Source organism: Labrys sp. HAY1-8F, assembly GCF_056754975.1.
In genome coordinates this window covers 1,198,256-1,217,743 of the sequence record NZ_JBPGWZ010000001.1, presented here as the reverse complement: position 1 = coordinate 1,217,743, position 19,488 = coordinate 1,198,256, and the positions used below count along the sequence as shown (strand labels likewise).

The following is a 19,488-nucleotide window of genomic DNA, read 5'->3' as shown; positions in this document are numbered from 1 at the left end:
AACCAAAGCGCCTTCCGACGCTAAGCGCCGCGATCGAACCCGTCATCGGCCACTGCAAGAGTGACCACCGCATGGGTCGCAACTTCCTCGCCCATTCCTCAGGCGATGCCCCCAACGCCGTTCTCGCCGCCGCACGCTACAACTTCAGCCTGCTCCTTAAATGGCTCTGCCTGCTTTGCGCCCTCTTCCTGGCCGCGCTCGGCGGCTCACGAGCACGCGCAGTCAACTGCACCCGCCTGAACGCGACTACTTCACGGGCGACTTTCTTGAAGATCTAGCGAACGCCCCGATTGCCCTTGGCGTAGGTGAGAACTTCTTAGCCGTCCGCCTCTTAGCCCTTTCTCCTCAGCGCCAATTGCTTTCCCGCTCCGAGCTCGGTGCGAATTCCGGTGGCACCACCACCATCGGATTCTCGCCCGGAACATAATTGTCCACCAGCGCGTAGCCCTCGGCGATGATGGTCTCGACGTTCTGACGTGTCATAATCACGTCGAAGGGCAGGTGGGCTGCGAACGGATCCCAGTCGGAACACACCGTGCTGACCTCGCGCATGGCTTGGCGCGGTACCTGCAGGGAGAATTGCACGAGCCCTTCGAAAGAGGTGATGGAGTTGATGAAGAGGCCGTCCGGCATGCGGCCGAGCGCTTCGAAGTGAGCAGTGAGGGCTTCCCGAGCCGATGAAGGACGATAGCCGCAGCAGGCGACTTCAAGCACTATTTCCTGCCCATTGGCTGCCACGGCGTCGCGAAAGCCGTCGATACGGCGGTCAGTGGCATGCTCTCCGGCGACGCCGCCGAGAAAGAGCAGGTCACGCGGTGCTTTCCGACGCTTTCGTAGTTTGGCGATCAGTTTTTCGGTGAGGGCACGCGCACCCCCGTAATTGTCGGTGACCACCGAGGGCGCATCGCTGCCGGGTAAGTCGAGATTGACGCAAGGAATGCCCGCAGCCCGGCACAGGGCATTGAGCGGCTTCGTGTTGCGCACGCCAGCGATGAACAGGAACTCGACCTGTTGGGACAGCAAGGTACTGGTGACGCTGGCCTCGATTTCCTCGTCGCGCCGCGTGCTCACCACAATGGGGCACAGGCCGCGCTGGCGCGTGTCCGCCTCGAAAGCCTCGGCAAGGCCGGCGAAGAAGCGGTTGCGGTAATGGGGGATGATCATGCCGGCAAGGCCGGAGCGCGACAGGCGCAAGCCCCTGGCCTTCATGTTGACGGCGTAGCCGAGTTCCTGGGCTGCCTTCAGCACGCGCTTGGCGGTTTCTTCCTTGATGCGATAGCGCTTCCAACTGTCGTTGAGCACGAGGCTCACCGTGGACGGGGAGGCCTGGGTCGCCTTGGCGATGTCATAGATGGTGGATCTACGTGTGCTTGGCGAGCGCGCCATCGTCCCCTCGCTGGCTATACGGATCGAGTTCGGTACTTTCTGAAAATGCATGCTAAATCCTTTCAGCTATCTTGACAATCTGTGCTGAATGGATTTAGCTAAGAAAGGCTTCGGGAGCAGCTAACGCCGTCGCCGGCAAAACAAACTGGGAGGACTCTCGTGACTTCGCATTCTGACTCCATCCGTGCGTCGAAGATCGGCCGCCGCACCTTTCTCTCTGGCTCGGCCCTCGGGGTTGGCGGCTTGCTGATACCGGGCGTGCTCGGTGGCGCCCGCGCATCGGCGGACAAGCCGGTCATCGGCGTAGTGGTGAAGATCGGTGGTATTCCGTGGTTCAATGCCATGGAGGCCGGTATCAAAAAGAAAGCGGCCGAGCTCGGCGTCGACGCTTTCATGGTCGGCCCTACCAGCGCCGACCCGGCCCTGCAGGTTCGTGCGATCGAGGATCTAATTGCCAAGAAAGTCGATGTTATCGGTGTCGTTCCTAACGATGCCGAGGTGCTCGAGCCCGTGCTCGACCGCGCCCGCAAGGCGGGCATCAAGGTGATCACCCACGAGTCACCGAAGCAAAAGAACGCCGACTACGACTTCGAGCTGGCGTCCGCGAAAGGCTTCGGCGAGGCCTACGGCAAGCGTCTCGTGGACGCGCTGGGCGGCAAGGGCGAATATGCGGTGTTCGTCGGATCGCTCACAGTGCCGCTGCACAACGCCTGGGCCGATGCGGCGATTGCTTATATCAAGGCGAACGCACCCGACATGAAGGTGGTCGGCGACCGGTACGGTGTGGCGGAGAACGTCGATCAATCGCGGAGCACGGCTCTCGACTTGATTCGTGCCAATCCGAACCTCAAGGCTTTCCTCGCCTTTGGCAGCCAGGGCCCGATCGGGGCGGCGCGCGCGGTGAAGGAGAAGCATCTCGACGGCAAGGTGCTGGTGCTCGGCCCGTTCTCGCCTGGCCAGGGCCGGAAGCTCGTGCATGATGGTGTTTTGACCGGTGGTTTCATGTGGAATCCGGCGCTGGCGGGAGAGATTTTTGTCACCCTCGGCCAGATGGTTGCCAAGGGCGAGCCGATCAAGGACGGGACCAATATTCCCGGTCTCGGTGTCGTGCATCCGGATGGCCACAATCTTATCGTGAACGAACTGGTAGAGCTCAACAAGGACACGATCGACGATCTGGCGAAGATGGGCCTCTGACCCCTCGACGTATTTGCCTGGAAACACACCCGGTGTCGCCGCCGGGTGTGCTCCCGATGAAGCCCTCATTCCGTGAGCTTTCAGACAATGGCCAATGTCCATGCAACTGCGGCAGGAGAGGCCGCGGCGGCGCCCGCTGTTCCCTTGCTGAAAATCGAGCATGTCTCCAAACAGTTTGGTGGTATCAAAGCGCTCGATGACGTCCGCTTCGACATCATGCCGGGAGAGGTTCTGTGCCTCGCAGGCGAGAATGGCTGCGGAAAGAGTACACTGATCAAGATCATTACCGGCGTGTATCAGCCCGAGCCCGGGGCGGTGATGAGCTTCATGGGGCGCCCGATTGCCGACCTGAGCCCGGCGGGTGCGCGCGGCCTCGGGATTCAAGTCATCTGGCAGGATCTCGCGCTGTTCGCCGAAATGTCGGTGGCGGAGAACATCGGCTTCGAGCGCAATCTCGGCGGCCGTCCACGCCTCGTGAATTACGGTGCGATGCGCGCCGACGCGGAGAGAATCCTCAAGCGCCTCGGCGTCACGCTCGATCTCGACGCGCCGCTACGCACACTGCCGATCGCCCAGCGCCAGATCGTGGCCGTTGCCCGTGCGCTGGTGACCGAGGCCACGCTCGTCTTCATGGACGAGCCGACCGCATCGCTGAGCCACGCCGAGACCGAAGCGCTGCTCGACATCATCCGGCGCCTTTCCGCCGAAGGCATATCGGTCGTGCTCGTGAGCCATCGGCTCGCTGAGGTGCTCGATGTCTGCAGCCGCGTCACGGTGATCAAGGACGGCAAGCTCGTCGGAACATTTCCGACCGCCGGCATGACCCAGACCCGGCTCACCGAACTCATGACCGGCAAGACCTTCGACTATGCCGTCAGCCGCCGCGATCTCTCGGCCAAGAGGCCGGTGCTCGAAGTCAAGGGCCTGTCACAGGGCCGCGAATACAAGGACGTGTGCCTGACGGTCCGCGAAGGTGAGATCGTCGGGCTGACCGGGCGGCTCGGGTCGGGCCGCACGGAATTCGCGCTGAGCCTGTTCGGCATGACACAGCCGGACCAAGGCGACATACGTCTCGACGGCAAGCCCATCCGCTTCGCCAGCAATCGAGACGCTATCGATGCCGGCGTCGCCTATGTCTCGGAAGATCGGCTGACGCTGGGACTGATCCAGCCGCAATCGATCGAGGATAACGCCGTCATCTCGGTCCTCGATACCCTGCTCGATCCGAAGCCGCTTCTGTCTTTCAGGAAACGGGATACGCTGGTCAGCAAATGGATCAGGGATCTCGGCGTCAAGATCGGCAAGCCGGGCAATGCCATTTCGACCCTCTCCGGCGGCAACCAGCAGAAGGTTGTCCTCGCCAAGTGGCTATCGACCAAGCCCCGCCTGCTAATCCTCGACTCGCCGACGGTTGGCGTCGATGTCGGTGCTCGCGCTGGCATCTTCAACATCGTGCGCCAGCTTGCCGACGAGGGGATGGCGATCCTGCTCATCTCCGATGAAATTCCGGAAGTCTATTTCAACTCGGACGTGGTGCTGCACATGCGTGACGGCCAGATCGTCGGCCAATATCGGCCGCAGGACGTTGAAATCGACGCAATTGAGGAGGCCGTTCATGCGTAGCCTCGGCATCGGCTCTACCGAGCGCTGGCTCATCCTCGTGATTCTCGTCATGGGCGCATTTCTCAGTGTCTCGACCTCGACTTTCCTGACACTGTCCAATCTGTTCGATCTCCTAAACGCGAGTTCGGTCAACATCATCTTCGGCGTCGGCCTGCTGGTGGTGCTGATTGCAGGCGGCATCGATATCTCGTTCGCCGTCGCCGCATCGATCGTCCAATATCTCACGGTGCTCGCCCTAGGGGCCGTTGGCGGCGGAAACTGGGTGCTCGGCTTCATTCTGGCGGGCGCCATCGGCTCGGCGCTCGGTTGCTTCAATGCTTTCTGGATCTATCGGTTCCGCATCGTTTCGATCGTCGTGACGATTGCGACCTATAATCTCTTCTTCGGCCTGCTGATGTTCTTCACCGGCGGTTCGTCGCTCTACGACCTTCCGGACTGGCTGACCGATCGGATCACGATCATCAGCTTGGATACCGCCGACGGCCGCGCGGAAATCACGATCCTGGTGGCGGTGATGGCCGCGTGTGTCGTTGCCACCTGGTTGCTTCTCAGGCGGACCAGCACCGGGCGACAGCTCTACGCGATGGGCGATAATACCGAGGGTGCGCGGCGCATCGGCGTCAGCCTCGGCGCCATGCACTATCTCGCCTTCGGCTGGCTCGGCCTCATGGCGGGCATCGGGGGGCTCATGCAAGCGCACTACGCGCAGGAGGTCGTCCCCACCGCGCTCTACGGTCGCGAACTCGATGTGCTCGCCGCGGTCGTTCTCGGCGGCGCGCGACTCGGTGGCGGGCGCGGCTCGATCCTCGGCGTCATCCTCGGCATCATCCTTGTGGCGATGACACAGAACGGCCTGAACCTGCTCGGCATCTCGCCTTATGCCTTCAAGATGATCATCGGCGTGATCATCCTCGTCGCCATCACGCTTTCGAGCGAGGGTGTCAGCAAACTCATCGGAAACTGGCGCGCTGCGCCCACGCGGAGGACGGCCCAGTGACCACTCAAAACAAGACGAGCGGCACGAACCGGCTCTTCGATCCCGAAATCGGGGCGCTTCTTGCCCTGCTGGTCTTCGTCTGTCTCGTCTTCGGCGTGTCGTCGCCGAGCTTCCTGAGCGGCACGACCTTCACCTCGATCGCCTTCCAGCTACCCGAACTCGGGCTCCTGACGCTGGCGATGCTGATGCCGATCATCTCCAACGGCTTCAACCTCTCCGTCACCTTCACCGCCAACCTGTCGGGACTCGCAATGGCGGCGGTTCTGCACGCCTTCGGCGGCGTCGATGCCGGGCCGTTTGCCATCGCGCTCGGCATCCTGGCGGCGCTGGCGACGGGAGCGGCGATCGGCTGGCTTATGGGCCTGATCATCGCCACCACCGGGGCGCATCCGATCCTGGTGTCGCTCTCGATGATGATCTTCGTGCGGGGCCTCGGTGAATTTCTGACTCGCGGCGGTGACATCTCGGGCATGCCCGATGCCGTCCAGGCGATAGGGCAGGGAACCCTGCTCGGCATACCGGCACCGGTGTTCGTCTTCGTCGCAGCTGTACTGATCTGGTATGTCGTGATGTCGCGGACCCGCCTCGGCTTCGCGACCAGGATGATCGGCTCGAATCTCGAGGCGACGCGCTATTCGGGCATCTCGACGCACCGCTCGCTCACGCTGATCTATACGTTGTCCGGCCTCATGTGCGGTCTTGCCGGTATCGTCATGCTGTCTCGCTTCAACTCGGTGCGCGTTGGGCACGGCGAGGCCTACCTGCTCATCACCGTGCTCGGATGCTTCCTCGGCGGCGTTTCTCCGAACGGCGGTTTCGGTCGTGTACTGCCGGTCGCGATCTCGCTCGTCATCCTGCAGGTGATCGCCTCGGGCCTGAACTCGCTGGGTGCCAACCAGCACTTGGCGACCGCGCTGTGGGGCGGCTTCCTGCTACTGGTCATGGTCGTGCGCTCGATCTGGGCGAACGGCTTCCCGCCATTCATGTTCATGAGACGATGAACTCGTCCGACCATGCTCACTCGTCACGCCCGGCTGTCGAGGGGGCCGTTCGCCGGAGAACTGCCCCAGTCGTCGCCGTGCCAACAGCGCTTCCCATCATATTGGAGATACAAATGAAGTTCGGCATTTACTACTCGTACTGGGAACAGGAGTGGAGCGCGGACTGCCTGAAATATGTCGAGAAGGTTGCCAGGCTCGGCTTCGATGTGATCGAGATCGCAGCGCATCATCTGAACAGCTATAGCCCGGCTCACATTGCGGAAGTTGCCCGCGCTGCTCGAGAGAACGGGATCACGCTTACCGCGGGAATAGGTCCGTCCCGCGAGAGGAACCTGTCCTCCCCCGATCCGGCGGTCAGGAAGGCAGGCCGGGCCTTTTTCGAGGAGACGCTGACGAACCTCGCCAAGCTCGACATCCACGTCATCGGTGGCGCTCTCCATTCCTACTGGCCGATCGACTATTCCAAGCCCGTTGACAAGGCAGGGGATTGGGCGAGAGGCGTTGAGGGTATTGCGGGTCTGGCCGATTTCGCCGGCAATCTCGGCATCAATCTGTGCCTCGAAGTGCTCAATCGGTTCGAGAACCACGTTCTCAACACCGCCGAAGAAGGGGTGGCTTTCGTTCGCGAAGTTGGCAAGCCCAACGTCAAGGTGATGCTCGACACGTTCCATATGAACATCGAGGAGGACAGTTTCGCACAGGCCATCCGAACTGCGGGGCCGTTGCTCGGTCATTTCCATACCGGCGAAAATAATCGCCGCGTTCCCGGCACGGGCCGTCTGCCTTGGCACGAGATCGGGACGGCACTGCGCGAGATCGGTTACAGCGGTGCGGTCGTGATGGAGCCCTTCGTCAAGATGGGCGGCCAGGTCGGCAACGACATCAAGGTCTGGCGCGATCTGAGCAATAATGCGGATGAAGCCAGGCTGGACGAGGATGCGCGCCGGTCGCTGGAATTCTCGCGGTTCGTGCTCGGCTGACTGGCAATGTCGCGGGCTTTCGTTCGGGACGGTGCCTGACCTTGTGGGGCCAGCATTCGGCAGGATGCGATTCACATTCATCCGTTGGAAGCAACGGACGATGAGAAGGACATGCCGATGACTTTGCATCAACAGGCGATCGCCGAAGTGGCAGGGCCGCTCAACAAGCTCGACGAGGCTGCCGTCGACAGTGCCGTCCGGACATAGCATCCGCCAGGCATGTGAGCGTCTATGCGGGAGGCTGCGAGGGCCTTCAGGTCCGCGGCTTTGCTATGGGCCTGTTCCATCTCGGCCTCTCGGTGTCCGCCGATCATGACTTCCAAGAAACCATGATCTTCCCACCGTTGGATTGCGGCCGCCAGGAAGGCGGCCGCATATGCTGCCGAGCTTCAGAACAATGCAACGACGCTTTTGAGCGTGATCCACAGACCCCAGAAAAGCAGGATGGCGACGGCGGCTCAGGCAAGCAGGGCCTTGAAGCAGGGCCTTGAAGCCGGGCCTGGCGACGATCCTTTGCCGATCGAGAAATCCGGCCCTTCTTGGTGCAGACAATATATCCTCACGTGTGCCCGCATCGGTTGTCATGACACCCCCCGTCTTCGCAGCACCTTGTCGGCTGCGTTTGCCGATTTGATCCGGCCCATCGTTTGGTGGGGCCGATGCTTGGCTCAAGGCCATCGACAAGACGCCAGCAAGACGCACGCCATTCAATATAGTGAGCAGTATCAAATAGTTACAGGAATGTCGGATGGTGGCTACTGCCAATCTGTCCGAGGCGACGAACAAAATGTCATGCCAAACCGGGGTGTGCAGGACCGCAAGCCACGATGATCCGAACGCAAATCCAGGCGTCACCGAGCGATATGAGAACCCAAGCTATGGGCCGATGCGGAAACCCCTCGAGCCCCCACAGGGTCGGGACCGCTTCCGGAACCCGCCGCCCTGCGTGCCAATCGTGCCGGGCGCGCGAATGCCGTCGCCTTGATATGTTCGGACGTTTTGTCCGAGCTGGAGACGACAACCTGTCCGATATTGGTCGGTACGGCACGGCAACAAAGCGAATTGCCGACCGTTTTCGCTTTGGCACGCGTGTTGCTTTGCAACTGGCAGTGCAACAACGCCTGTCTTTCGGCGGGCAGGGATATCGCTGTGTCCTTGAAGGAGGAAACCTCGGACGGATGGTTGATCTCGGTTGACCGCTCCGGCCTGCTCGGGCGCGAAACAGGCCACCAACGTCCTGCCGCCCCGTGGAGCGCAGGGTCCATAGCACACAACGACAAATCCGCCAGCAAACGCACCATGCGTTCTGTTGAACAGGGAGAAGACGATGAATTTGCAGCGGCTACAAAGCAAAGCAAACCACGACAATTTCATAATTCAGGATGCGGATATCGATCGCTTATATGACCCGCCGAAGCCCGTGCCCGCAGACTCGGCCTGGATTCTGTGCGTCATCAATATCACCGACGTCGAATATGAGTATGCAGCGATCGCGGCGCATGGCGGCTCCTATGGCAAGTGGTTCAGGATCCCGGCCACCGGAAAGACCTGCCAGACAGACTATGACGAGTGTATGCGAACGGGAGGACGGAAGGTCATTTTAAACCTGCCGAAGGCGCCGCCGCCTTTCAGCCTTCGACTGGCAACGGGCCGTGACGAAATCGGCAATGCGACGGGAATGGAATTTCTTGGGATCGAGCCAGATGATACGTGCGATGGGGGCGTGGTCGGAATTGACCGCCTATTCTGACGCTGGATCGATACGATACTGGATTGGCTGGCGTGTTGGTGCTGCTAACAAAAGCTCGCTTGCAGACCGGAAGCGGAGGCACAGTATTTCGATCTGCCCGTTCCTTCTCATGCGGTGGGGATCTCGAATGGCAGTTTTGCGCATTGCGCGACTTATTTTGCGCTGTAGCGTGACGGGCCCCATCCGAAGAATTCGTTGGGGAGGGGCCACCGCGAAGCTCCAGAACGGACAATGAACTATGCCGTCGAACAAAACAGTCTGTCGTCGCGCTTGATCGTAAGTGCGTATGGAATGTCTATGCAGGTGCGACGGCAACAGAGGCGCGCTCAACGATCTCCGTCGGCAGGATGATGCGTCTCGCCTCAACGTTGCTTCCGTTCAACCGCTCGACCAGCAACCTGGCCGCCGCCTCGCCGAGGCGGTAGACCGGTTGGCGGACGACAGTGATGGGGGGCGTGGTGACGGACGTCCAGTCAGCATCGTGGAACGACACCAGCGACAAATCATCGGGAATGCTAAGATCCAGTTCGCGGCGGGCCTTGAACACCTCGAGGCCGATCACGCTGTCTGAGGCGATGATCGCCGTCGGGCGCTGCGAAGATTTGAGCATCGCGGTCGCGATGCGGTGCGTTTGTTCCGGCGTGATTGCCCCTACATGCACCCAGCGTTCCATGCCTTCCAGGCCTGCTTCGCGACAGATGCCGAGAAAGCCCTCGATGCGTTGGCGTACGGAACCGGTACTGATGTCGAACGGGTTGCTGAAACGATGGTTCGGCGTGTCGGAGGCTGTAAGATAGGCGATGCGGCGATGGCCGAGCGCGATAAGCCGGCGCGTGATGTTCTCGGCGGCGTGCCGATCGTCGGTGGTCACCGTGTCGATGGATAGGCCTTCAACGGCGCGATCGAGCAGGACGAGCGGACGACCTGAGCGCTCGATATCGCGCAGGTGCTCGATATCGTTGTCGCGCGCGGGCGAAACGATCAGCCCGTCTACCCGCTTGGCGACCAGTGTCTTCACCGCCGCCTTTTCCGCCGCGATCTCCTCGCCGGAATTGGTGAGAATGACATCGAAGCCGGCAAGGCGTGCGACATCGGTGATGCCGCGCACCGCCGAGCTGAAGAACGGGTTTTCGATGTCGCCGACCACGACGCCGATCGTGCCGGAGCGACCCGTGGTCATGCTGCGTGCCAGCTCATTCGGCCGGTAGTCGAGCATCTTGGCGGCAGCAAGGACCTTGATCCTTACCTTGTCGCTCACCGTGCCATATCCGCCCAGAACACGCGCCGCAGTTGCTTTCGAAACGCTGGCGACGCGCGCCACGTCGGCGACGGTCACGGAGGGCACCTTGCCATGATCCTGATCCATGGCCTCAGCTTTACAAGACATATTGACGACCGGTCAATGCAGATATAACAATCTAAAAATCAAAAGAGACCGGTCTCAATTAAAAAGAGACCGGTCTCATATAAAAAATATATCTCATCCGCGCGGTAAGCGATGGAGGGCCGGACGCACGGCCGAGCACCATAGTCCGGTGCACGATTATGCGTCTGTCCGTCCGGCAAATGACCATCAGAGCAGGAGAACAAGACCGATGACCCATGCAACTACAACCCCCGGGATTCTGGGCCGGATACGGACCGCAGTCCTGGTCCTGGCGCTTGCCATCACCGGTGGCATGGCCTCAGCCGCGCTGGCCGACGACAACCCGCTCGGTCTCATCGATGCCAAGACGATCAGCGTCGGCACCATGGGTGACGCTAAACCTTACGCCTTCACCACCGCCGACGGCGGCTTTACAGGCTTCGACATCGAACTCTTTCTCAATGTCGCCGAGCGCATGGGCTACAAGAAAGATCAGGTCGTCTTCACCGGCCAGGAATTCTCCGCGCTCATGCCTTCGGTCGCCAATGGCCGCTTCGACATTGCTGCCGCAGCGATCGGCACGACCGACAAGCGCAAGCAAACCGTCGACTTTTCCGATGGCTATCTTGCAGGTTTCCTCAGTGTGTTGGCGTCAGATGCCGGCATCACCGATGCGAGCGGTCTCAAAGGCAAGCGTCTCGGCGTGGTGCAGGGCACGCTGCAGGAAATTTATGCCGAAAAGAATTTCGCCGGGACCGACTTGGTGAAGTTCCCCGACAACAATTCGGCTGTAGCAGCGCTCAACAATGGCACCATCGACGCCCATTTCCTCGACTATGAGGCGGCCAAGGACTATTCGGCCCGTTATCCGGCCTTGAAGGTTGCGGTCAACATCCCGAGTTTTGACGCCCCGGCCGGCTTTGTCATCCGGAAGGGCAATGATGCGCTGCGCACTGCGCTGAACAAAGCACTGCATGAGGCCATGCAGGATGGCACCTGGAAGAAACTGCACGAAAAGTGGTTCCCCGACACGCCAATGCCGGCCGACTATCTGCCCAAGCCATGATGCCACTTTGCCGGTCCGAACCCGCCGGCCGGACCGGTCTTTCATTCAAGGGACTTCCCTATGAACTGGCTTGAAAACCTTCGTCGCAGCTTCCTTGACTGGAATGCGATGGCCGAGGTGCTGCCGACCATGATCACGGTCGGCCTGAAGAACACGCTGATCCTGGCCGCAGCCTCCACCGTACTGGGCGTGGCGATCGGCATGGTATTGGCGATCATGGGCATTTCGCGCTCACCCTGGCTGCGCATTCCCGCCCGCGTCTACACCGATGTCTTTCGTGGTCTGCCGGCTATCGTCACCATCTTGCTGATTGGGCAGGGTTTCGCCCGCCTCGGACGCGATCTGTTCGGCCCATCGCCTTATCCGCTCGGTATTCTGGCGCTCAGCCTGATTGCTGGAGCCTATATCGGAGAGATTTTTCGCGCAGGGATCCAGAGTGTCGATCGCGGCCAGATGGAAGCCTGCCGGGCCTTGTCGATGAGCTACGGCGAAGGCATGCGGCTCATTGTCGTGCCGCAGGGCGTGCGCCGCGTTTTGCCGGCACTGGTCAACCAGTTCATAGGTAATGTGAAGGACTCAAGCCTGGTTTATTTTCTCGGCCTGCTTGCGTCCGAACGCGAGATTTTTCGTGTCGGCCAGGACCAGGCGGTGGTTACGGGTAATCTCTCGCCCCTATTGCTTGCAGGAGTTTTCTATCTCGTCGTAACAGTGCCGCTCACCCACCTGGTCAACCATATCGACAACCGCTTGCGCGTTGGCAAACAGCGGCCCACGGCCGTCTCCAGTGGACTGGAGGAAGTCAGCGAGTTGGAAGGTGTCAAGCGCGGCGAGATCAGCACAGTCTTCAAGGGAGGCAGCCTGGACGTGAGCGGCCTCGGTATGGCTTATGGCGAACTGGAGGTGCTAAAGGGCGTCGATCTTGCGGTCAAGCCCGGCAGTGTCACTTGCATCATTGGCCCCTCGGGGTCGGGCAAGTCGACCCTGCTGCGCTGTCTCAACCGTCTGGTCGAGCCGAAGAGCGGCGACATCCTGCTCGATGGCAGCAGCATCCTTGCCATGAAGCCGGAAAAACTACGCCGCCGCGTCGGCATGGTGTTTCAGCATTTCAACCTGTTTCCGGATCACACGGCGCTGGAAAACGTCATGTTGTCGCCAAACCGGATAAAGGGCCTTTCGGCGCAAGAAGCCGAACGCATTGCCAAGGCGCGGTTGGCGGATGTCGGCCTTGCGAGCCGCCAACACCATCGGCCCGGTGGTCTTTCCGGAGGCCAGCAGCAGCGCGTCGCCATTGCCCGTGCACTTGCCATGGAACCAGAAGTCATCCTCTTCGATGAAGTGACCAGCGCCCTCGATCCCGAACTCGTGAAGGGCGTGCTCAACCTGATGGCCGATCTCGGCAAGCGTGGCATGACCATGGTGGTCGTCACGCATGAAATGGGCTTTGCTCGGCGTGTTGCCGATCAGGTCGTCTTCATGGACGAAGGCTGCATCGTCGAGGCAGGTCCTCCGGATAGCATTTTCGATACCCCGCAAAGCCCGCGCCTCAAGCGCTTCCTTGCCGAAGTGCTGTGAATGCTCGACCAAAGTCCCACGATGACATCGCCATATGACCCGGGCCGTTTGAAAAGTCCGATGTTCTTCAATGCCCCCCAGACGACGCGGGGCTCTTGCGGACGCCGGAAGGTGCCCCAGTCATTTTCATCGCATGATTAGCTGATCGAAAGACCCGACTATGACCGATACCACCATCACCTCGGCCGTCATCATTGGCGCCGGCATTCTTGGCGTTTCCACGGGTGTGCAACTCGCCCGGCGTGGCATTCGCGTCACCATCCTCAATGATGGTCCGCCGGCCAACGGCGCCTCCGGCCGCTCGCTCTCCTGGCTGAATTCCGCCCGCATGCGCTCTGAACCCTATCACCTTCTGCGCATGGCCGGGATCGACCGCTACCGTACGCTTTCGGTCAGGTTTCCAAATGCGGACTGGCTCCGCTTCGAAGGGGGCCTGACCTGGGATGCCAACGATGCGAGCAACGAAATCGAGGCGGCATATTGCCATGAAGTTTCCATCGGCTATGACGCCCTGCGGCTTTCGGCTGGCGAGGTCGCCCATGTTGCGCCAGGCGTCGATGCGAGCGCGATCACGCCACAAGGCGCGATCTTCAATCCGGGGGAAGGCTGGGTCGATCTGCCAACCTTGATCGGCGTGCTCCTCGAGGAATTCGCTGCGCGAGGCGGTGCGCTGGTGACGGAGGAGGGCGCGGCACGCGTCCTGGTCGAGAACGGCCGGGCGGTCGGTGCGCAAACTGCCGCAGGCAACCGCTTTCCGGCAGACGCCGTCGTGCTCGCAACCGGACCTGCAGTGCCAAGGATGGCTGAGGAAAGCGGCCAGACGATCGGTGACGGAACCCCGGTCGCATTACTGGTCCAGACCAAGCCGTTCGTCCATCCGCTGCGCGCTGTTCTCAACACGCCGCGCGTCGCCGTCAGACCGGCGCCTGGCGGCACCTTTTCGCTGGACGCCGACTGGGCGGCGGACCAGGGGGTGAAACTCCGTCCAGATGGCGGATACGACGTCGACGGGTCGGTGGTCGATGCTCTGCTGGCCGAGGCAGCCAAGGTGATGGAGGGCAATCCGAAGCTTGAAGCCGCCTCCATTGACGTGGGCGGCAAGCCGATCCCGGGCGATGGCGAGCCGGTGGTGGGCGCCCTCAAGGCCATCCCCGGCTATTATGTTGTCTTCAGCCACAGCGGAGCAACCTTGGGCCTCATCGTCGGTGAACTGCTTGCTTACGAGGTGGCAACAGGCGCCGAGCATCCCATGCTCGCCACTTTTCGCCCTGAACGCTTCGCGGCGCGGTAGGTAGAAGAGGAAGCATCCGAACTCGTCGAGTTCGACGAGTTCGGATGCTCGCCGCCGCGCTGCAATATTCGCTGCGATGAATGAGGCTTCGATATGGCACGACCGATGCCGCGTCCAGCGCGGGTGACGAGCGCCACCTTGCCGTTGAGACGACCCATTTTCATCTCGATTTGACAGTGTTGGTGAGCTCTCCACGTGAGGCCGGCGCATAGGCCGACGATCCTGCGTAGCGAAGGAAGTGACCAGCAGCACAAGCCCCACCATGGCGGGCACTGCACCCTTGCGTTTGCCGACACCGACATATGCCAGGCCGGATAGGAGCAGGTGATAGAAGATCCCAGCATAGGCGAGGTCGCTCAACCCCACGCTGATGCGCGACAAGATCGCGATAGGCCCCATGACTTTGACGGCGATCATGAACGGCACGAGGTAGGCTGGATAGCCAAGGCCAGCCAGCGCCTGCCGAACCCAATTCTCCCTGGTAGCGTACATATATGCGGAGGTCAGGTGGAGCAGTGCCAGAAGAACGGGAGGCCATGGTGGCGGCGGAACTGGAAACGAAAATTACAGAACTTGCAGGAGGCGCATGATGGCCGGCCTGGAAGACATCTCGGGCATCCAACTCAAGATCGGCGGCGAGGTCGTCAATCAGCGCAAGCCCAAGCTCGAAACGTTGTGATGGTGTTTCAGAACGATGCCATCTGTCCGCGCATGACGGCGCATCAGAATATCGGATTTGTAAATCGGCATCCAAAGATTGATCCTGGGTAGTTCGCCCGCAACCAGCTGAAAGGACAGCGAAATTCGACTTTATTGGGGGTTGCTGTCGGCGCCGATGGTGTCCCCACGGTATCGCAGATTTTGCCTGAAAGATCATCAGGTTAAGTTAGAGAACCCCGGGGGTGAGGTTCGGTGCCACCTCACAGTTATTCCCGCCGTCAGGACTGTTCGACACACGGAACTTGCCCGGCTCCCAAGGGCAAGATCGCTAAACCGCACTGCATAGGTCATCGCTCTCTGCGGTACGACGACCTAAAGTTTATGCTTCAATTGGATGGTCGGAAGGTCCTGTTAGTTGATAGATGTACAATTGAAGCAACCGGTGGGGAGGTGGCATCGGCACATTCAGTGACAGCATATGAAGAAGCTAGGACGCAGTACGAAATAATCCGCTAGGAGTATTGGAATGTAGATTTTCTAGTACGCTGCGGCGTTCCTGCAATGACCGCAAGTAATGATTAAATAATTCTTCCGCAAATATCTCAAATATCAAAAACCCTGATCGATGTAATTACTCGATATGGGTTTTATTTTTGGTCGTTAATGCCACGGCATTGAGCCTGACGCTGAGGTTCCCGATGCCTTTATACGATATCAGTGTATCGCATCTATACCGGTTCAATTCGAATGCGGCGCTGCTCCCCGTTTCTCTGGAAAGCCATGATGTCGCGTTTGATTTGCTCTGTTGGGAAAAATGGAGCTCCGCACAACTCAGCTTTGTGACCGGGACGTCTGCCAAGCAATCTCGATCAACCCGGAATGAACATCGCAATGGCTGCCATGCCCATAATGGCTGTCGCCACCCACCCAAGGATGACGATGGATCTGGGTGCGGTGAATGCTCCCATCGTCGATTTTCTCGATGCCAGCAAGAGGACCACGACCATCAGGGGCACGGCCACGATGCCGTTGATGACGGCACTCCAGAAAAGGGCCTTCATAGGACTGATCGGCGAGTATTGGATGATCATTCCGGCGAGAACGCTGACGGCGATCACACTATAAAAGCCGCGGGCGTTCGTCACCTTGAGTTCGAGCCCTTCCTTCCAACCCATGGCCTCGGCGAGTGCATAGGCGCCGGAGCCCGCCAGGACGGGGACACCAATCAGCCCCACTCCCAGGATACCAAGTGCAAATAAGAGGAAGGCGAAATCGCCGGCGAGTGGCCTCAGGGCGCCCGCCGCTTGTGCAGCGGTGCTGATGTCGGTAACGCCGGCTGCATTGAGCGTCACAGCCGTCGCCAGGATAATGAAATAGGCGGTGATATTGGAATAGAACATGCCACTCCAGGTGTCCCAGCGAATTCGGCGCAGTTCCCTTGCTGCCTCGGGCTCGTCGTTGAGGAGAGGGGCGGCTCCGCGCCCCCGCTGCATGTCCTCGACCTCTTCGGAGGCCTGCCAGAAGAAAAGGTACGGGCTGATCGTGGTGCCGAACACCCCGGTCACGACTGCGGCCGCATCGGCGTTGAGCGTGAATTTTGGCCAGATTGTTCGCAATCCAACCTCTCGCCAGGGAACATGCACCGTGAACAGAACGGCGGCATAGGCGAGAAGAGACAGGGTCAACCATTTGAGAAAGACGACATAGCGATGATATGGAATGAAAACCTGCAGAATCAGGGTTCCGAGTACGAAAGTCACCGTCATCAGATGGCGATTGAAGCCGATGACGAGCTCGGCAACTTCACCCATGGCCGCGACGTCGGCTGCAATATTCAGAATGTTGGCGAGCAGAAGGAGCAGCACCACGCCCTGGAGCACAAAGGGCGGGAAAGCCAGCTTGATGTTAGCGGCTAGCCCCTTTCCGGTTACGCGGCCGATTCGGGCGCATATGGACTGGATCGCAGCCATCAACGGGAAAGTGAGAGGCATCGTCCACAGCATGTTCAAGCCGAACTGGGCGCCAGCCTGGGAATAGGTCGCGATTCCGCTGGGATCGTCGTCGGCGACACCGGTGATAAGGCCAGGCCCCACCCGAGCAAGCGGATGTTCCTTCAGCCGCGCCCACAGGGTGCGAAGAGCTTTCGCATGGGGTGTCCCACCGACATCTTCGGACGGTGACATGGCTGCTTCCTCTCCAGATAGCGCGAAGTCGGAACCGAACGTCCGGATAAGAACGAATTGGAGCCGCTGGGTGACTTCAGATGGCCCCGACACCGGCAGGCAGATGAAAAGGTCCCAGTTTTCGCAATCGTGCGAAGGGTGTTGTCAGACCTGCTCGCCAGAAGGATGAGCATTCTTCTTGTGCTTGGATCCGGCGTGCCTGGGTTCTATCCCCAAATCGATCAGTCGCCGCTCCACCGCCAAGGAACAGATTGCCCTAAGGCTAGCCGGATCGGTCAGTTCAGGATCGCGTAAGGATTGGAGTGCTGCGCGAATGACACGTTTGTTGTCCGATCTTGGGACTTTGTTGGCGACATAGGCGTAGAGTGGCGCGCTATGCAAGCCCTTTGCGGCTCCCGAGATCAAGGCTTCGTAGATTCTCTTCTTCGTTTCGCCCATGAGTTTACCCTCCGCAGTTGGTAGCCACGCCGGTCGAGCAATGTCGATCGTCCAGTGGAAAAATGAGGAGGATCAAATATCGGCGCCCGGAACATGTATCGCATTGATCCGCATCAACATCAGATGATGGCAGGTCAGGCTGTGCCGGATACTCGTTGGGAGCCTGTCCTCATTGTCTCACTCTCTTATGCCGCCTGGCGCTTTATCTTTGATCATCGTCAAAGCCGGGAGCCGCGCATGGACTACTTTGAGCGCATGCTGATTGGGGGAGCAACGCTCGTGTGATATCGCGGAACTCTTCAACGCTCGATTGATCGGGGCGTCGGTGAGTGCTCCGCAAGTGCAAGTGACGCTTCCAACGAAAGAGTCGGTTTGCCTGGATCCCATCAATATCCATTTGGGGCGAGCCGAGGCCGACCTACGCTGTGCCAAGCAGTTGTTTTATCGTGGTTCGCAAACTCGCGAATGCCATCTCGAGTGGCGCGGCTCAATCGACAACCCGAACGATTTCGTGGCCAGCGAAGCGAGGGCTGCCGATATCATTCTCGTCGGTCGGATGGGGAACGACGTTTCTTCCTATCACGCTATCGATCCTGCCAACCTGGTCTTTCGCGCAGGTCGTCCGGTGTTGGTGGTACCGACATCGGTCAAAATCAGTCCTCTGGGCTCGCGTGCCGTGATTGCCTGGAAGGATTGTCGTGAGGCTCGGCGCGCTGTACTCGACGCACTGCCCTTGCTGCGCAAAGCGAGCAAGGTCAGCGTCATCGACATTGCCGGGGACGAACAACAGCAGACCGCCCGACAACAAATAAACGACGTGGTGAGTTTTTTGGCCCATCACGGCGTCAAATCAGAATCTGTCCTCTTGGGGGATGACGGGCGCTCGATGGCACGGCAAATCAACGATTTTGCCAAGGCGAACCGGGCCGGCCTCATCGTCATGGGAGCTCGGGTCCACGCCCGCCTGCACGATTGGACAATTGGCGGGGAGACACATGACATGCTTAAGAAGTGCTCCACCTGCCTGTTGGTGAGCAACTGAGGTTTTCTTCCGGAAAACTTAGCGGACAGCGATCGAGCGAGTCTCGATCGCTGTTTTCCGCCAGTTGATGTGACGGCTCCTTGCTGAGCGTAAATGGGATCAGGTCGGCTTGGTCCCGTCCGAAGTTTCGGATGAAGTCAGTACAATTCCGGTCATTGGTTCGATCCAGAGGAGATTGTCGCGCACCGATTGCACGCCGGGCGTATTTTCGGCGATGATCCGAACGGCATTGCGCTGGTTTTCATCCGTGATCGCACCGCTCAGCTCCACGACCCCGTTATGGACCTCCATCCTGATGGAACCAGCCGGTGCCCATGGCTGCGCCTCCAGTTCAGCCTGAATAGCCGCAAGGATGGCGTTGTCGCCGACCGGTTGTTCTTCATAGGGCTGGCGCAGGAACTCGGCCAATACGCGCACAAGATCGGCGCGGGACAACAAGCCGATGACCCGGCCATCCTCGACGACCGGCAGGCGCTTGATGCCGTGCTGCTCCATGAGGAGCACAGCTTCCTCGATGCGTTCATTCTGATCGACGACAACGACGTCGCGAGTCATGATGTCATCGACCCGGCGCCCATGGGTCTGTGCGTAAGCCTGTGCCAGATGCCCGGCCTTGAACAAGGCGCTGAACCAGCTCGCCCGAGGCTTTTCGGTGCCCAGTTCGGGCCGGCGGAGCAGATCCCCTTCGCTAAGAATGCCGGCTAGCCGGCCGTCGTCGGCGATGACAGGCAGGCCGCTTATATGTGCCCGGACCATGGCGTCGATCGCCTGCGACAGGGTGGCTTGGGGCGTCACGCTGACAACGTTTCGTGTCATTACATCCGCGACCCGCATGATGGCCTCCTTCTTGATCGGCGGCCAGCCGGGACACCGGGTGTGACCGCATGGTGACTAATATTATCGGTGAAAGACACAGCCGCATTGATCTCACGCAAG

General features: G+C 60.1%; 17 protein-coding genes and 3 pseudogenes. 14 read left to right on the top strand and 6 right to left on the bottom strand.

Annotated features, from left to right (window positions below; genetic code table 11):
* Positions 1-26 precede the first annotated feature (26 nt).
* Positions 27-278, top strand: a pseudogene (locus ACR9ZN_RS05560) (hypothetical protein); the annotation flags it as partial.
* A 67-nt stretch (positions 279-345) separates the two neighbouring features.
* Here the strand turns inward: ACR9ZN_RS05560 and ACR9ZN_RS05555 are convergent.
* The gene (locus ACR9ZN_RS05555) at positions 346-1,437 is read right to left on the bottom strand and encodes a LacI family DNA-binding transcriptional regulator (RefSeq protein ID WP_441774266.1); all 1,092 of its coding nucleotides are present in this window, start codon (positions 1,435-1,437) and stop codon (positions 346-348) included.
* 192 nt (positions 1,438-1,629) lie between these two features.
* On the opposite strand from ACR9ZN_RS05555, the gene ACR9ZN_RS05550 reads away from it, so the two are divergent.
* From ACR9ZN_RS05550 to ACR9ZN_RS05520, 7 genes are all read left to right on the top strand, one after another.
* The gene (locus ACR9ZN_RS05550) at positions 1,630-2,583 is read left to right on the top strand and encodes a substrate-binding domain-containing protein (protein WP_434961375.1); all 954 of its coding nucleotides are present in this window, start codon (positions 1,630-1,632) and stop codon (positions 2,581-2,583) included.
* 87 nt (positions 2,584-2,670) lie between these two features.
* Complete coding sequence (locus tag ACR9ZN_RS05545) at positions 2,671-4,206, top strand: sugar ABC transporter ATP-binding protein (RefSeq protein ID WP_481271959.1); 1,536 nt, start codon at positions 2,671-2,673, stop codon at positions 4,204-4,206.
* On the top strand, positions 4,199-5,203 hold the full coding sequence (locus ACR9ZN_RS05540) for an ABC transporter permease (protein ID WP_441774267.1): 1,005 nt from the start codon (positions 4,199-4,201) through the stop codon (positions 5,201-5,203). The genes ACR9ZN_RS05545 and ACR9ZN_RS05540 overlap by 8 nt, the downstream gene beginning before the upstream one ends.
* The gene (locus tag ACR9ZN_RS05535) at positions 5,200-6,204 is read left to right on the top strand and encodes an ABC transporter permease (RefSeq protein WP_441774268.1); all 1,005 of its coding nucleotides are present in this window, start codon (positions 5,200-5,202) and stop codon (positions 6,202-6,204) included. Before ACR9ZN_RS05540 ends, ACR9ZN_RS05535 begins: the two co-directional genes overlap by 4 nt.
* Positions 6,205-6,317: 113 nt before the next feature.
* Positions 6,318-7,184, top strand: a complete 867-nt coding sequence (locus tag ACR9ZN_RS05530) for a D-psicose 3-epimerase (protein WP_454817247.1) — start codon at positions 6,318-6,320, stop codon at positions 7,182-7,184.
* Between the two features lie 221 nt (positions 7,185-7,405).
* Entirely contained in the window at positions 7,406-7,675 is a 270-nt protein-coding gene (locus tag ACR9ZN_RS05525) for a hypothetical protein (protein ID WP_481271561.1), read from the top strand.
* Between the two features lie 836 nt (positions 7,676-8,511).
* Positions 8,512-8,934, top strand: coding sequence for a hypothetical protein (locus ACR9ZN_RS05520; protein WP_481271560.1), 423 nt, complete (start codon positions 8,512-8,514; stop codon positions 8,932-8,934).
* 295 nt (positions 8,935-9,229) lie between these two features.
* On the opposite strand, the gene ACR9ZN_RS05515 is transcribed toward ACR9ZN_RS05520, so the two are convergent.
* Entirely contained in the window at positions 9,230-10,300 is a 1,071-nt protein-coding gene (locus ACR9ZN_RS05515) for a LacI family DNA-binding transcriptional regulator (protein WP_454817253.1), read from the bottom strand.
* A 313-nt stretch (positions 10,301-10,613) separates the two neighbouring features.
* On the opposite strand from ACR9ZN_RS05515, the gene ACR9ZN_RS05510 reads away from it, so the two are divergent.
* From ACR9ZN_RS05510 to ACR9ZN_RS05500, 3 genes are all read left to right on the top strand, one after another.
* On the top strand, positions 10,614-11,366 hold the full coding sequence (locus ACR9ZN_RS05510; protein WP_434961373.1) for an ABC transporter substrate-binding protein: 753 nt from the start codon (positions 10,614-10,616) through the stop codon (positions 11,364-11,366).
* A 60-nt stretch (positions 11,367-11,426) separates the two neighbouring features.
* Entirely contained in the window at positions 11,427-12,938 is a 1,512-nt protein-coding gene (locus tag ACR9ZN_RS05505) for an amino acid ABC transporter permease/ATP-binding protein (RefSeq protein ID WP_454817255.1), read from the top strand.
* A gap of 160 nt (positions 12,939-13,098) precedes the next feature.
* Positions 13,099-14,229 (top strand): NAD(P)/FAD-dependent oxidoreductase, encoded by a 1,131-nt coding sequence (locus ACR9ZN_RS05500; RefSeq protein WP_481271559.1) that lies wholly within the window; start codon positions 13,099-13,101, stop codon positions 14,227-14,229.
* Between the two features lie 183 nt (positions 14,230-14,412).
* Here ACR9ZN_RS05500 and ACR9ZN_RS05495 read toward each other — a convergent pair.
* Positions 14,413-14,751: pseudogene (locus tag ACR9ZN_RS05495) on the bottom strand (hypothetical protein); the annotation flags it as partial.
* 61 nt (positions 14,752-14,812) lie between these two features.
* Here ACR9ZN_RS05495 and ACR9ZN_RS05490 point away from each other — a divergent pair.
* Positions 14,813-14,967 (top strand): annotated as a pseudogene (locus ACR9ZN_RS05490) (ABC transporter ATP-binding protein); the annotation flags it as partial.
* Positions 14,968-15,758: 791 nt separating this feature from the next.
* Here ACR9ZN_RS05490 and ACR9ZN_RS05485 read toward each other — a convergent pair.
* Together ACR9ZN_RS05485 and ACR9ZN_RS05480 are read right to left on the bottom strand one after the other, a co-directional pair.
* Positions 15,759-17,072 (bottom strand): NRAMP family divalent metal transporter, encoded by a 1,314-nt coding sequence (locus tag ACR9ZN_RS05485; protein ID WP_481271558.1) that lies wholly within the window; start codon positions 17,070-17,072, stop codon positions 15,759-15,761.
* Between the two features lie 144 nt (positions 17,073-17,216).
* Complete coding sequence (locus ACR9ZN_RS05480; RefSeq protein WP_454817263.1) at positions 17,217-17,510, bottom strand: hypothetical protein; 294 nt, start codon at positions 17,508-17,510, stop codon at positions 17,217-17,219.
* Positions 17,511-17,603: 93 nt separating this feature from the next.
* On the opposite strand from ACR9ZN_RS05480, the gene ACR9ZN_RS05475 reads away from it, so the two are divergent.
* The gene (locus tag ACR9ZN_RS05475; RefSeq protein WP_481271557.1) at positions 17,604-17,795 is read left to right on the top strand and encodes a hypothetical protein; all 192 of its coding nucleotides are present in this window, start codon (positions 17,604-17,606) and stop codon (positions 17,793-17,795) included.
* Between the two features lie 61 nt (positions 17,796-17,856).
* Complete coding sequence (locus ACR9ZN_RS05470) at positions 17,857-18,552, top strand: universal stress protein (protein WP_481271556.1); 696 nt, start codon at positions 17,857-17,859, stop codon at positions 18,550-18,552.
* Between the two features lie 99 nt (positions 18,553-18,651).
* Here the strand turns inward: ACR9ZN_RS05470 and ACR9ZN_RS05465 are convergent, their stop codons facing one another.
* A complete protein-coding gene (locus tag ACR9ZN_RS05465; protein ID WP_481271555.1) occupies positions 18,652-19,368 on the bottom strand; it encodes a CBS domain-containing protein in 717 nt (238 codons plus the stop codon).
* Positions 19,369-19,488: the final 120 nt, after the last annotated feature.

Coding starts and splice junctions, on each gene's coding strand:
- ACR9ZN_RS05540 (WP_441774267.1), top strand. CDS start 4,199: ATGCGTAGCCTCGGCATCGGCTCTACCGAGCGCTGGCTCATCCTCGTG.
- ACR9ZN_RS05500 (WP_481271559.1), top strand. CDS start 13,099: ATGACCGATACCACCATCACCTCGGCCGTCATCATTGGCGCCGGCATT.
- ACR9ZN_RS05530 (WP_454817247.1), top strand. CDS start 6,318: ATGAAGTTCGGCATTTACTACTCGTACTGGGAACAGGAGTGGAGCGCG.
- ACR9ZN_RS05465 (WP_481271555.1), bottom strand. CDS start 19,368: ATGACACGAAACGTTGTCAGCGTGACGCCCCAAGCCACCCTGTCGCAG.
- ACR9ZN_RS05480 (WP_454817263.1), bottom strand. CDS start 17,510: ATGGGCGAAACGAAGAAGAGAATCTACGAAGCCTTGATCTCGGGAGCC.
- ACR9ZN_RS05485 (WP_481271558.1), bottom strand. CDS start 17,072: ATGTCACCGTCCGAAGATGTCGGTGGGACACCCCATGCGAAAGCTCTT.
- ACR9ZN_RS05510 (WP_434961373.1), top strand. CDS start 10,614: ATGGCCTCAGCCGCGCTGGCCGACGACAACCCGCTCGGTCTCATCGAT.
- ACR9ZN_RS05515 (WP_454817253.1), bottom strand. CDS start 10,300: ATGGATCAGGATCATGGCAAGGTGCCCTCCGTGACCGTCGCCGACGTG.
- ACR9ZN_RS05475 (WP_481271557.1), top strand. CDS start 17,604: ATGTATCGCATTGATCCGCATCAACATCAGATGATGGCAGGTCAGGCT.
- ACR9ZN_RS05555 (WP_441774266.1), bottom strand. CDS start 1,437: ATGCATTTTCAGAAAGTACCGAACTCGATCCGTATAGCCAGCGAGGGG.
- ACR9ZN_RS05545 (WP_481271959.1), top strand. CDS start 2,671: ATGGCCAATGTCCATGCAACTGCGGCAGGAGAGGCCGCGGCGGCGCCC.
- ACR9ZN_RS05520 (WP_481271560.1), top strand. CDS start 8,512: ATGAATTTGCAGCGGCTACAAAGCAAAGCAAACCACGACAATTTCATA.
- ACR9ZN_RS05505 (WP_454817255.1), top strand. CDS start 11,427: ATGAACTGGCTTGAAAACCTTCGTCGCAGCTTCCTTGACTGGAATGCG.